General features: G+C 63.3%; 10 protein-coding genes and 1 pseudogene. 1 reads left to right on the top strand and 10 read right to left on the bottom strand.

The features are described from left to right. Window positions 1-97: 97 nt before the first annotated feature. From pyc to EOA23_RS04700, 8 genes and pseudogenes are all read right to left on the bottom strand, one after another. Window positions 98-3,556 carry a pyruvate carboxylase gene (pyc, locus tag EOA23_RS04735; RefSeq protein WP_127303054.1) on the bottom strand — a complete coding sequence of 1,153 codons (3,459 nt, stop codon included), beginning with the start codon at window positions 3,554-3,556 and terminating at the stop codon, window positions 98-100. A gap of 270 nt (window positions 3,557-3,826) precedes the next feature. After that, window positions 3,827-4,945, bottom strand: a complete 1,119-nt coding sequence (locus EOA23_RS04730) for a branched-chain amino acid ABC transporter substrate-binding protein (RefSeq protein ID WP_042645695.1) — start codon at window positions 4,943-4,945, stop codon at window positions 3,827-3,829. A gap of 137 nt (window positions 4,946-5,082) precedes the next feature. Beyond that, entirely contained in the window at window positions 5,083-5,430 is a 348-nt protein-coding gene (locus tag EOA23_RS04725; protein ID WP_126063959.1) for a DUF6867 family protein, read from the bottom strand. Window positions 5,431-5,444: 14 nt separating this feature from the next. Further along, window positions 5,445-6,173: an ABC transporter ATP-binding protein gene (locus EOA23_RS04720; RefSeq protein WP_127303053.1), complete on the bottom strand. Its 729-nt coding sequence runs from the start codon at window positions 6,171-6,173 to the stop codon at window positions 5,445-5,447. Window positions 6,174-6,241: 68 nt separating this feature from the next. Further along, window positions 6,242-7,369, bottom strand: a pseudogene (locus EOA23_RS04715) (ABC transporter ATP-binding protein); the annotation flags it as partial. Beyond that, window positions 7,369-8,760 (bottom strand): high-affinity branched-chain amino acid ABC transporter permease LivM, encoded by a 1,392-nt coding sequence (gene livM, locus EOA23_RS04710; protein ID WP_127303052.1) that lies wholly within the window; start codon window positions 8,758-8,760, stop codon window positions 7,369-7,371. The pseudogene EOA23_RS04715 and the gene livM, both read right to left, overlap by 1 nt. 5 nt (window positions 8,761-8,765) lie before the next feature. Then, window positions 8,766-9,668: a branched-chain amino acid ABC transporter permease gene (locus EOA23_RS04705; protein ID WP_042645691.1), complete on the bottom strand. Its 903-nt coding sequence runs from the start codon at window positions 9,666-9,668 to the stop codon at window positions 8,766-8,768. Between the two features lie 418 nt (window positions 9,669-10,086). Beyond that, window positions 10,087-10,473, bottom strand: a complete 387-nt coding sequence (locus EOA23_RS04700) for an ectoine synthase (protein WP_127303051.1) — start codon at window positions 10,471-10,473, stop codon at window positions 10,087-10,089. A gap of 178 nt (window positions 10,474-10,651) precedes the next feature. Between EOA23_RS04700 and EOA23_RS04695 the strand changes: the two genes are divergently transcribed. Next, window positions 10,652-11,533, top strand: coding sequence for a LysR substrate-binding domain-containing protein (locus tag EOA23_RS04695; protein WP_127303050.1), 882 nt, complete (start codon window positions 10,652-10,654; stop codon window positions 11,531-11,533). A gap of 31 nt (window positions 11,534-11,564) precedes the next feature. Here the strand turns inward: EOA23_RS04695 and EOA23_RS04690 are convergent, their stop codons facing one another. Further along, entirely contained in the window at window positions 11,565-12,566 is a 1,002-nt protein-coding gene (locus tag EOA23_RS04690) for a 4-hydroxyproline epimerase (RefSeq protein ID WP_127303049.1), read from the bottom strand. A 16-nt stretch (window positions 12,567-12,582) separates the two neighbouring features. Further along, window positions 12,583-12,878, bottom strand: a 296-nt coding sequence (locus EOA23_RS04685) for an FAD-binding oxidoreductase (protein WP_145966397.1), incomplete at its 5' end; no start/stop codon positions are given.

Below are 12,878 nucleotides of genomic sequence, written 5' to 3'. Positions count from 1 at the left end.
GGGTTCCCTGCCCGAGCGGGCGCGGCGGGTCAAGACACTTGTCGAGCGGCTGTGGACGGCTGCTGTCAGCCGCCCGCCAGGCATCGCGCTCCGACCGTCACTTAAAGGCTATGAGCAGATCCTTCGCATCGATCTGGTCGCCAGCCTTGACCAGCACCTCGGCGATCTCGCCGTCGCGTTCGGCGTGCAGCGCGGTCTCCATCTTCATGGCCTCGATCGACAGCAGCACGTCGCCCGCCTTGACCGCCTGTCCAGGCACGACGGCTAGCGCCGAGACCACGCCGGGCATCGGCGCGCCGACCTGGCCCTCATTGCCGGGCTCGGCCTTGCGGCGCGCCTTGGCGGCGGAAGCGCCATGCGCCCGGTCCGGCACCTTGACGCGGCGCGGCTGGCCGTTGAGCTCGAAGAAGACCGTGACCATGCCCTTGTCGTCGACATCGCCGAACGCCTGGCAGCGAACCACCAGCGTCTTGCCCTTCTCGATGTCGAGGAAGATCTCGTCTTCCGACTTCATGCCGTAGAAATAGGTCGGCGTCGGCAGCACGCTCACCGGCCCGTAGGTCTCCTGCGCGGCGGCGAAGTCGGTGAACACCTTCGGATACATCAGCCAGGAAGCGAACTCGTACTCCGAGAGCTTGCGCTCGAGCTTCGTCTCGATGTCCTTGCGGCTGGCCTTGAGGTCGGCGGGCTTCAGCAGCGAGCCGGGCCTGACCGTGATCGGCTTGTCTCCCTTCAGCGCCTTCTTCTGCAGCGCCGCCGGCCATCCGCCGGGCGACTGGCCGAGATCGCCGCGCAGCATCGACACGACCGAATCCGGGAAGGCGATGTCCTTGGCCGGGTTCTCGACATCGGCGACGGTGAGGTCCTGGCTGACCATCATCAGCGCCATGTCGCCCACCACCTTGGACGACGGCGTCACCTTGACGATATCGCCGAACATCAGGTTGACGTCGTGATAGGCCTGCGCCACCTCATGCCAGCGTGTCTCCAGCCCGAGCGAGCGCGCCTGTTCCTTGAGGTTGGTGAACTGGCCGCCCGGCATCTCGTGCAGATAAACTTCCGAGGCGGGCCCCTTGAGATCGCTTTCGAAGGCCGCGTACTGGTTGCGCACCGCCTCCCAGTAGAAGGAGATGTGGCGGATCCATTGCGGGTCGAGACCGGGGTCGCGCTCGGTGCCCTTCAGCGCCTCAACGATCGAGCCGAGGCAGGGCTGCGAGGTGTTGCCGGAGAAGGAATCCATCGCCGCGTCGATGGCGTCGGCGCCGCTCTCCACCGCCGCCAGCACCGTCGCCGCCGAGAGGCCCGACGTGTCGTGCGTGTGGAAATGGATCGGCAGGTCGGTCGCCTCGCGCAGCGCCTTGAACAACACGCGCGCCGCGGCCGGCTTGAGCAGCCCGGCCATGTCCTTGACGGCAATGATGTGGGCGCCGGCCGCTTCCAGCTCCTTGGCCAGCCCAACATAGTATTTGAGGTCGTATTTCGCCCGCGCCGAATCGAGGATGTCGCCGGTGTAGCATATGGCCGCTTCGACCAGCTTGCCTTCGGCGCCGACCGCGTCCATGGCGACCCGCATGTTCTCGACCCAGTTCAGGCAGTCGAAGACGCGGAACAGGTCGACGCCGCCGCTTGCCGCCTGTTTGACGAAATGCTGCACGACATTGTCGGGATAGTTGGTGTAGCCGACGCCGTTGGCGCCGCGCAAAAGCATCTGCAGCAGCAGATTGGGCGCCGCCTCGCGCACCTTGCCCAGCCGCTCCCAAGGGTCCTCGGTGAGAAAGCGCATGGCGACGTCGAACGTCGCCCCGCCCCAGCATTCCAGCGACAAGAGTTGCGGCAGGGCGCGCGCATAGGTGCCGGCGATGCCCACGATGTCATAGGTGCGCATGCGCGTGGCGAGCAGCGACTGGTGCCCGTCGCGCATCGTCGTGTCGGTGACCAGCACCTGGCGCTGCTCGCGCATCCAGGCCGCGAATTTCTCCGGGCCGAGCGCATCGAGCCTCTGCTTGCTGCCATCCGGGATATGGCCGTTGAGATAGGGCACCACGGGTGCGGCCGCATTCGCCTTCGGCGCCGGGCGGCCGCGCGTCTCGGGGTGGCCGTTGACGCTGACATCGGCCAGATAGGTGAGCAGCTTGGTGGCGCGGTCCTGCCGCTTCACCTGCTCGAACAGTTCAGGCGTCGTGTCGATGAACTTGGTCGTGTAGGAATTGTCGGCGAAGCGCGGGTGGTTGATGATCGCTTCGAGGAAGGTGAGGTTGGTGGCCACACCCCGGATGCGGAACTCGCGCAGCGCCCGGTTCATGCGCGAGATCGCCTCGCCGGGCGTCGGCGCCCAGGCCGTCACCTTTTCGAGCAGCGGATCGTAGAACCGGGTGATGACCGCGCCCGAATAGGCGGTGCCGCCGTCGAGCCGGATGCCGAAGCCGGCAGCCTCGCGATAGGCGGTGATGCGGCCATAGTCCGGGATGAAATTGTGCTCCGGATCCTCGGTGGTGATGCGGCACTGCAGCGCGTGGCCGTTGAGCCTGATGTCCTTCTGCGCCGGCACGCCTGATTGCTTGGTACCGATGGCGAAGCCGTCGAGGATATGGATCTGCGCCTTGACGATGTCGATGCCGGTCACCTGCTCGGTGACGGTGTGCTCGACCTGGATGCGCGGATTGACCTCGATGAAGTAGAACTTGCCGGTGTCGGCGTCCTGCAGGAACTCGACCGTGCCGGCGCCGATATAGCTCGTTTCGCGCGCGATCTTGAGCGCGTAGCCGCAAAGCTCCTGGCGCAGCTCTTCGCTCAAGTAAGGTGCTGGCGCGCGCTCAACGACCTTCTGGTTGCGGCGCTGGATCGAGCAGTCGCGCTCGAACAGATGCACCGCATTGCCGTGGGTGTCGCCCAGCACCTGGACCTCGACATGGCGGGCGCGCTCGATCAGCTTTTCGAGATAGACCTCGTCCTTGCCGAAGGCGGCCTTGGCCTCGCGCTTGCCTTCCATCACCTCGCGCGCGAGGTCTGCCTCGGCACGGATGGCGCGCATGCCGCGGCCGCCGCCGCCCCATGAGGCCTTGAGCATCACCGGATAGCCGATCTGCGCGGCGAGCTTCTTCACCTCGTCCATGTCGTCGGGCAGCGGATCGGTTGCCGGCACGACCGGCACGCCGACCTCGATCGCCAGGTTGCGCGCGGCGACCTTGTTGCCCAGCCGGCGCATCGTTTCCGGCTTCGGGCCGATGAAGGTGATGCCGGCCTCCGCACAGGCCTCGGCGAATTCCGGGCTTTCCGACAGCAGGCCGTAACCGGGATGGATGGCATCGGCGCCCGACAGCCTGGCGACCCGGATCACCTCCTCGATCGACAGGTAGCTCTCGATCGGACCCATGTCCTTGGCGAGATGCGGCCCGCGCCCGACCTGGTAGCTTTCATCGGCCTTGAAGCGGTGCAGCGAATATTTGTCCTCCTCCGCCCAGATCGCCACGGTTTTGAGACCGAGCTCATTGGCCGCGCGGAACACGCGGATGGCGATTTCGGACCGATTGGCGACGAGGATCTTCGTGATGGCCAAGGACTGGGCTCCAGCAGCGTAAAGGAGGTGAACGGCGCAATGATTAACGTGAAAATGCTGCAGCGCAAACAAATTTGCGCGACACCTAAAACGGTTTAACTCGCTTGTTTGCGGCAGGCGCGCCGTTGTTGCTCCTCCGCCGGTCTGTCGCGGGCGGCGAGGGCGCGTTCCGAGCTCGCCGGGCGAGGCTTCCGGCCGGCCGCGGCCGCGCAAAAAAATGCCCGGCGCAAGCGCCGGGCATCCGTTGCAAGTCGGCTTCTATTTGCCGGCTTATTTCTCGAAGTAGCTGTACTTGCCGTCGTCACCCTTCTTCCATTCGTAGATGACGTAGTCGGGACGGGTGATGTCGCCCTTGGAGTCGTAGCCGATCTCGCCGATAGCCGTCTTCCACGGACCGCCGGACTTGATGATCTCGGCAACCTTCTGCGCATCGTCGGCCGAGCCGGCCTTGGCGATGGCCTGCGAGATGATCTGCACGGCGGCATAGGAGTAGAGCGTGTAGGCTTCCGGCTCGAAGCCGGCGGCGCGGAACTTCTCCACCACTTCCTTCGCGGCCGGGTTCTTGCGCGGATCCGGAGCGAAGGTGTTGAGCGTGCCGGCGACCGCGTCACCCGCGATCGAGGCCAGTTCGTTGGAGACGATGCCGTCGCCTGAGAACAGCGGCGCCTTCAGGCCCTGGTCGGCCGACTGACGGATGATGAGGCCGGCTTCCGTGTGCAGGCCGCCCCAGTAGATCAGGGTGACGCCGCTTTCCTTCATCTTGGCGATGAGGGCCGAGAAGTCCTTGTCGCCGACATTCACGCCTTCATAAAGCACTTCGGTGATGCCGTTGGCGTTGAGGTTCTTCTTGGTCTCATCCGCGAGGCCCTGGCCGTAAGGCGTCTTGTCGTGGATGATGGCGATCTTGGCATCCTTGAAGTTCTTGGCGATATAGTCGCCCGCCACCTTGCCCTGCTGGTCGTCGCGACCGCAGGTACGGAAGGTGTTCCACAGGCCGCGCTCGGTGAGCTTCGGATTGGTCGCGGCCGGGGTCATGACGAGAATGCCGTTTTCCGCATAGACTTCCGACGCGGGAATGGTCACGCCCGAGTTGAAGTGGCCGTCGACGAACTTGACGCCGTCGGCGACGAACTTGTTGGCGACCGAGATGCCCTGCTTGGGGTCGGAGACGTCGTCGCCGATCTCGAGCTTGAGCTGCTGGCCATTGACGCCGCCTGCCGCGTTGATGTCGGCGACAGCCTGTTCCGCGCCCTTCTGCAGCTGTGCGCCGAAGGCCGCGTTCGGACCGGTGATCGGACCGGCGACGCCGATCAGGATATCGGCCCACGCGCTGCCGCTGAACGCGATGAACGCGGTCAGCGCAACGGCGGACAAGAGTGATTTTTTCATTGAAACGCTCCCATTTACGGAGTGGGCGTGGATGATACTTTCATGCGATGCCCACCCTTATCGCAGAAAGCATAGAATGCCGATTTTCAGGCACTTGTCACGCCAATTTATCCCCGAAAAGGCGCTAATCATAAACGTCAAACCTTCGGCTTCCAGCTTAATAAGGAAGCTCTTTCATAGAGCCAGTTATACTGCGTCACCATCTGGTTGGTGCGCGTGTATTGATAGCCGAGGAAGCCCAGGACCATCAGCACGATGGTGTCGACGATATAGTAATGCAGCGAGAACATCGTGCCGCCGAACAGCGCGTGATGGATGAACCGGATGCCGATACCGAGACCGAGCATGTAGAAGAACAGCTGAACGTGGCTGCTCCAGGTCTGCGCCGCCGCCTTGCCGGTCATCCATGCCGCCCAGCCGCCAAGCAGGCAGGTGACGAACAGGAACTGCCAGATCGAGGCTTCTTCGTAGAGAATACCTTGCATGATGAAGACCTCTCTTAGTGATGACCGCCTTCGAGATAGGCGGCGCGCACTTCCGGATTGGCGAGCAGTTCCTTGCCGGAGCCGCTCATGGTCACATTGCCGTTGACCATGACATAGCCGCGGTCGGCGAGCTTCAGGGCGCCGAAGGCATTCTGCTCGACCAGGAACACGGTCAGCCCCTGCGTCTTGTTGAGCTCGCGGATGGCGTCGAAGATCTGCTTGACGATCAGCGGCGCAAGACCCAGCGACGGCTCGTCGAGCAGCAGGAGCTTCGGCCGCGCCATCAGCGCGCGACCGATCGACAGCATCTGCTGCTCGCCGCCCGATAGCGTGCCGCCGCGCTGGCCGATGCGCTCCTTCAGGCGCGGGAACAGCGTGAACACCTTCTCGACGTCCTCGTCGTAATGCCTGAGATTGTCGAGGCTGGCGCCCATCTGCAGATTTTCCATCACCGTCATGCGCGGGAAGATGCGTCTGCCTTCCGGTGATTGCGCGATGCGCAGCCGCGCGATTTCATGCGTCGGCATCTTGGTGATGTCGGTGCCGGCGAAGGTGATGGTGCCGGCGCGGGCGCGCGGGGCCCCGAAGATGGTCATCATCAGCGTCGACTTGCCGGCGCCGTTGGCGCCGATCAGCGCCACGATCTCGCCCTGGTTGACGCTGACATCGACGCCGTTCAGCGCCCGGATGTTGCCGTAGTAGGTCTCGATCCCCTTGATGTCGAGCAGCGTTGTGCCGGCCATTACTTGCGCCCTCCAGGCTTGCCCGCTGTGGGCTTGGCCGCTGTTTCCTTGCCCTTCGAAGCGCTTCCGGCTTTCGTGGCTGAAGCCTTGGCGGCCGGCTTTTTAGGCGCCGCTTTCGCTGCGCTGGATTTCGCGGCCGGTTTGGCTGCCGATTGGGGTTTACCAGCGATCGAGGCGGCGCGGGCGTCGACCTGCGCCGCTTTCGACGCGCCCTTGGATACGGTGACCCGCTCGCCCTCGTCCGCGTGCTCGACACTGTCGGAAACCGGACCCGCCATCATCGAAGCGGAGTTGCCTGGGCCATGCGCGGAGTCGGGACCGGTATCGAGCTGCTCGATGACGTCCTCGTCGCCGACTTCGGTCAGCACCGTCTCGACCTCTTCGTCGTCGACGCCGAGATAGGCGGCGATGACGCGCGGATCGGTACGGACCGATTGCGGATTGCCGTCGGAAATCTTGCGGCCGTATTCGAGCACCACGACGTGATCGGAAATCTGCATGACCACCGACATGTCGTGCTCGATGAGCAGGATGGACGTGCCGGTGTTGTTCTTGATGTCCATCAGCAGGTCGTTCAGCGCCGCCGATTCCTTCGGGTTGAGGCCGGCGGCCGGCTCGTCCAGGCACAAAAGCTCCGGCCCCGTGCACATGGCGCGCGCGATCTCCAGGCGCCGCTGCGCGCCATAGGGCAGATCGCCGGCCGGATCGTCGGCGCGATCGACGAGGTCGGCCTTTTCCAGCCAGTGCCTGGCAAGGTCGATCGACTCGGCGGACGCCTGTCGATAGCTCGGGAAGCCGAACAGGCCAAGGAAAGTGTAGCCCGAAGCCTTCATCAGCTTGTTGTGCTGCGCGACCAGAAGGTTTTCCAGGAGCGTCATGCCCGAGAACAGGCGGATGTTCTGGAAAGTGCGCGCCACCTTGGCGCGCGCCGGGATCTCGTGGTTGGGCAGGCGCTCGAGCAGGTAGGTCGAGCCGTCGCGCCGGTTCAGCGTCAGCATGCCTTCCGACGGCTTGTAGAAACCGGTGATGCAGTTGAACACGGTTGTCTTGCCGGCGCCGTTCGGTCCGATCAGCGCGGTGATCTCGCCGCGCCTGGCCTGGAAGGACAGGTCGCCAATGGCGACCAGGCCGCCGAACTTCATCGAAAGATGTTCGACCTGCAGGATGAAGTCGTTTGCGGAAGCTTGCGCGTTCATCAGCCGTGCCCCTCCTTGGTGAAGGACGCCGAGACCGCTCTTCGTTCTTTCAGGAAGGCCGTCGGTTCTCGACTGCCGACGAAGCCGCGCGGCTTCCACAGCATGACGATGACCATGGCCATGCCGAACAGCAGCATGCGGTAGAGTTCCGGTGTGAAGTCGGGTCCGAACACGGCCTTGAGGAAGTCAAGTTCGCGCAGGATCTCGGTGCCGCCGATCATGACCAGCGCCGCCACGGCAATGCCGCCCAGCGAACCCATGCCGCCGAGAACGACGATGGCGAGGATGATCGCCGATTCGAGGAAGACGAAGGATTCAGGGCTGACGAAACCCTGACGGGCTGCGAAGAACGAGCCGGCAAAGCCGCCGAACATGGCGCCGGTGGCGAACGCCGTCAGCTTGGTGGTGGTGGTGTTGATGCCGAGAGAGCGACAGGCGATCTCGTCTTCGCGCAACGCTTCCCAGGCGCGTCCCACCGGCAGGCGACGAAGCCTTATGGTGACGAAGGCGGTGAGCAGGCAGAGCGCCAGGGCGAGATAGTAGAGGAAGATCTTGTAGTAGGCCCCTGATTGGGCAATGTGCAGAACCTTGGCGATGTAATTCGGGTCGGAGACGTTGAAAGACATCAGGCCGAAGAACGACACTTTCGGAATGCCCGAGATGCCTGCTGAACCATTGGTGACCTCACGCCAGTTGATAAGCACCAGGCGGATGATCTCACCGAAGGCAAGGGTCACGATCGCCAGATAGTCGCCGCGCAATCTGAGCACCGGGAAGCCGAGCATGACGCCCCAGAAGGCCGCCATGCAGCCCGCGGCCGGCAAAAGGATCCAGAACGACAGGCCGAAATGCGTGCCAAGCAACGCGTAGGCATAGGCGCCCACGGCATAGAAGGCGACGTAGCCCAGATCCAGCAGGCCGGCCAACCCGATGACGATGTTGAGGCCCCAGGCCAGCATCACATAGATCAGGATTTGGATGCCGAAATTGTCGACCCATTTGAGCGAGCCCTGGAAGCCGAACAGGAGCACCATCGCGATTGGATAGAGCAGTAGGACGACGAGGCCGATCCTGTTGAAGTTCCGCTTCAGGAAGCCCGGTTCGGCGACGACGGCGGGTGCCGTCGCCTTCTCGGCCTTCGACCGCTCCATCGCCGGAATCGCATACGCCACATAGACAAAGCGGCCGAGCGTGACGGCAATGACCACGATGGCGAGCAGGCCCCAGCGCTGCACCAGGATCAGTTCGTTGCTGATGTTCTGGTCTGTCCTGAGACCGATGAACAGCACGAACAGGCCGAGCGAGATGGCGCCGGCATAGAGCGCCTCACGAAAAGCGCGCTGGATGGGAGTGGCGACGGTGTCGCGCTCCGAGGACACGGTAACGGCCATGAGGATCAGACCTTTTCGACTTCAGGCCGGCCGAGGATGCCGGAGGGCAGGAAGATGAGCACGATCGCCAGGATCGAAAACGCGGCCACGTCCTTGTAGTCGATGGAGAAATAGGCCGACCACATGCTCTCGATGAAGCCGATCAGGAGCCCGCCGAGCACCGCGCCGGGCAGCGAGCCGATGCCGCCGAGCACGGCCGCGGTGAAGGCCTTAACGCCCGGCACGAAGCCGTCGGAGAACACCACGACGCCGTAGTACATCAGGAACAGCGTGCCCGCGACGGCGGCAAGGGCGGCGCCCATGATGAAGGTGATGGAGATGGTGCGGTCGACGTCGATGCCGAGCAGCGCCGCCATCTTGCGATCCTGCTCGCAGGCGCGCTGGGCGCGACCGAGCGCCGTCCTGTTGACCAGGTACCAGAAGACCGCGAGCAGCGCGATGGTAACGATCACGATGATGATCTGCTTCAGCGAGATGCTGATGCCGTCGATCGTGTAGACCTGGCTGACCAGCGGCGGGATCGGCTTGTTGCGCGGACCTTGTGTGACCTGCACGAAGTTGGACAGCGCGATCGACATGCCGATGGCGGTGATCAGCGGCGCCAACCGGAACGAACCGCGCAGCGGTCGGTAGGCCACCTTCTCGATCGTCCAGTTGTAGAGGCTGGTCAGAAGCATCGCCACGATCATCATGATCAGAAGCGCCACCACGACCGGCACCGAATAGAACAACGCGCCGAGGATCAGGAAGACGATGAGCGCGGTGAAGGCGCCGACCATGAAAATGTCGCCATGGGCGAAATTGATCATGCCGATGATGCCGTAGACCATCGTATAGCCGATCGCGATCAGGCCATAGATAGATCCCAGCGTCAGCCCATTGATAAGCTGCTGGACGAAGTACTGCATATTTACGCGGCTCCCCTGGAATGTCGCCCGTTTTCGGATCGCACTCCTTGTCGTATTTCCCCTAGTCGTAAAGTTTCGAGCCCGGATTGCAACGTGATTTTTCAATCGCTCTGCGTGGTTTGGAAGCACGCCGTCCGATTGCCCGTTTTTTCACACCCGACCCCTGGACTATCGCGGACCCTAGCATTGGCACAACGCAATGTCTTTGACGATTCAACCCTATGATGGGCCTCGTGTCGAAGAAACCAGCGTCAAAATAAGTTGATGAGAAGAATCCTTGCGCCAACCGAAGCGCCCGGTTTCCTGTCACCGCACCTTCCGCAAGGTCAGGATTCCGTCATCTGTCACGGGCATGTGACGGTGCGGCGCCCTTCGGTCGAAGGCGCCGCGCCACAATAAAGAACCTTGAAGCGACGTCTCAGTAGGCAGAGCCTCCCTCGCCATTGAGACTGTGCTTTTCAGTGCCTTTGAGCGGCGGATTGAAGACGCTCACCAGCACCATGTCGCCGGCGCTGTCGGCGCGCAGGAAGTGGTCGTCATGGGCATCAAGCACATAGACCGTGCCCGGCTCGACGCGATGGACGGCGCCGGTCATGTCCTCGACCTCGCCGCTGCCGGAGATGCAGTAGCAGGCCTCCAGGTGCCGCCGATACTGCAGTCGCGATTCGCTGCCGGCGCGCACCACCGTGTGACATATGGTGAAGCCCATGCCGTCTTGGCTTGTCAGCAGCCGATGGCTGGTGCCGTTGCCCCAATCGACAAAGAAGTCAGTTTTTTCTACATCAGCCAATTGTCTGGTGAACATCGTCGTCTTTCCATGAAATCAGGTTTGAGAAGCGGCGTCGCGCCTCGAATTCGACGGCAGGCATCGACTTTTTGGTCTGGCCTGGTTAGATTTTGCGCCGTCGGCCCAGATCAATGACTCAGGTTGCGCCATGCTTCAAATGATGGATTTTGGCCCTTTCTGTTAGAGAATTTTACAGATGGACTATCTGCCGCTGAATGCCATCCGGGCCTTCGAGGCGACCGCTCGCCACCTCAGTTTCTCCGCTGCCGGCGAGGAACTGCATGTCACCCACCCTGCCATCAGTCACCAGATCAGGCGGCTGGAGGAGTGGCTTGGCGTCGCATTGTTTCATCGCGACGCCCGCAAGGTGCGCCTGACGGAGGCCGGGCTGATCCTGCAGGCGTCAGCGGGCGCGGCGCTGTCGGAGCTGGGCGCGACCTGTCGCCGCATTCGCAGAAGCGCCGCCCAGGCATCGCTGTCGGTGGGTTGCATTCCCTCGATCGCCAGCCGCTGGCTGGTGCCGCGCCTGTCGGATTTCACGGCGCGCCATCCCGAGATCGCGATCCGTGTAGCCTACGCCAAGGCCGAGGATCGGCTCGAGGACGACAACGACATCCTGATCACGCTCGGCGCCGATCCCTCGCCGCATGTCACGAGCCTCAAGCTGTTTTCCCGCATCAGCCGGCCTGCTTGCAGTCCGCACTATCTTGCGCGCAAGGGGCGGCTGGAAACGGCGGCGGCCATCGCGGCGGCGGACCTGTTGCACGACGAGACGCGCCAGGGCTGGCAGGAATGGTTTTCCAAGTCCGGGGTCGAAGAGCGCGATGTCGGGAGCGGCCCGGTTTTTGCCGATTTCAACATACTGGCGACCGCGGTCATCGCCGGGCACGGCGTGGCATTGTGCCCGGTCGAGGTTTTTCGCGAGGAGCTCAGGCGCGGCGACCTCGTCGTCCTCTCCGATATTTCGACGGACGACGACAAGGGTTATTTCCTGACGATGTCGGCGCAGCCCTCGTCTGCCGAGGCCAGGTTCGCCGAATGGTTCCGCGATCAGGTATCGGCCAAAGCCGAGGCCTGACAGCAAGCCGGCTGGATATTCCGGCTGACGATCACGTCACGATGAAGCCATGCGCGAACGGATCGCGGTCGTCGATGAAGATGGTGTTCAACCCCGTCATCCGCGCCCAGCCACCGATCGAAGGGATGATCACCGGCTTGCCGGCAACGGAAACCTCTTTCTCGACCCTGCCCTTGAACAGCGACCCGATGATCGATTCGTGGACAAAACTGTCGCCCTCCTTGAGCTTGCCCTTGGCATGAAGCTGCGCCATCCGCGCCGAGGTGCCGGTGCCGCAGGGCGAGCGGTCGATCGCCTTGTCGCCATAGAACACGGCGTTGCGCGCATCGGCCTCCGCATTCCTCGGCTTGCCGGTCCACAGCATGTGCGACAGCCGGTTGATGCCGGGATTCTCCGGATGCACGAAGGAATATTTCTCGTTGAGACGCTGCCGCACGACGGGGCTCCAGGCGATGAGGTCGCCCGCCGTGTAGTCGGCCACGTCCCGGTAATTCTTCTGCGGCTCGACGATGGCGTAGAAATTGCCGCCATAGGCGACATCGACGCTGATCTCACCGAGCATCGGACATTCGACGGTCAGGCCTTCGGCATAGAGGAAGGAGGGCACATTGGTGATGCGCACCTCCTCGACATATTCGCCGACCTGCTTGTATTCGGCGATGACCAGGCCGGCCGGCGTATCGAGCCTGAGCACGCCCGGCGTCTTCGGCTTCACCAGCCCATGCTCGATCGCCATCGTGACCGTGCCGATCGTGCCGTGGCCGCACATCGGCAGGCAGCCCGACGTCTCGATGAACAGGATGGCGATATCGCAATCCTCGCGCGTCGGCGGATAGAGGATAGAGCCCGACATCACGTCATGGCCGCGCGGCTCGAACATCAGCCCGGTGCGGATCCAGTCATATTCGGCGAGGAAATGCGCCCGCCGTTCCATCATCGTCGAGCCCTCGAGCAGCGGACCGCCGCCGGCGACGAGACGCACCGGATTGCCGCAGGTGTGGCCGTCGATGCAGAAGAAGGATTTCTTGGCCATGGATTTTTCCTGACTGTCAGAACCGTTGCGCACGGAAAGGGGTGAGGTCGAGCGGCGGAGTCTGCCCGAGGATGAGATCGCGGATCAAGCGGCCGGTCGCCGCCGATTGGGTCAGGCCGAGATGGCCGTGGCCGAAAGCATAACAGACATTTGGCGCGCGCGCCGCGCCGATCACCGGCAATGAGTCCGGCAGCGACGGGCGATAGCCCATCCACTCGCGGCCGCCTGACGGGTCGAGCCCGGGCAGGAAACGTTTTGCTTTCTCCAGCATCGCCTTGGAACGGGCAAAGTTGGGCGGCCGGTCGATCCCGC

This window comes from Mesorhizobium sp. M2A.F.Ca.ET.042.01.1.1, assembly GCF_003997405.1.
Classification (GTDB): domain Bacteria; phylum Pseudomonadota; class Alphaproteobacteria; order Rhizobiales; family Rhizobiaceae; genus Mesorhizobium.
This window is presented reverse-complemented; position numbering and strand designations above follow the sequence as displayed.

Bases quoted from the DNA above. Each gene is read 5' to 3' on its own strand.
- EOA23_RS04730 (WP_042645695.1), bottom strand. From the start codon at position 4,945: ATGAAAAAATCACTCTTGTCCGCCGTTGCGCTGACCGCGTTCATCGCG.
- EOA23_RS04725 (WP_126063959.1), bottom strand. From the start codon at position 5,430: ATGCAAGGTATTCTCTACGAAGAAGCCTCGATCTGGCAGTTCCTGTTC.
- EOA23_RS04720 (WP_127303053.1), bottom strand. From the start codon at position 6,173: ATGGCCGGCACAACGCTGCTCGACATCAAGGGGATCGAGACCTACTAC.
- livM (WP_127303052.1), bottom strand. From the start codon at position 8,760: ATGGCCGTTACCGTGTCCTCGGAGCGCGACACCGTCGCCACTCCCATC.
- EOA23_RS04705 (WP_042645691.1), bottom strand. From the start codon at position 9,668: ATGCAGTACTTCGTCCAGCAGCTTATCAATGGGCTGACGCTGGGATCT.
- EOA23_RS04700 (WP_127303051.1), bottom strand. From the start codon at position 10,473: ATGTTCACCAGACAATTGGCTGATGTAGAAAAAACTGACTTCTTTGTC.
- EOA23_RS04695 (WP_127303050.1), top strand. From the start codon at position 10,652: ATGGACTATCTGCCGCTGAATGCCATCCGGGCCTTCGAGGCGACCGCT.
- EOA23_RS04690 (WP_127303049.1), bottom strand. From the start codon at position 12,566: ATGGCCAAGAAATCCTTCTTCTGCATCGACGGCCACACCTGCGGCAAT.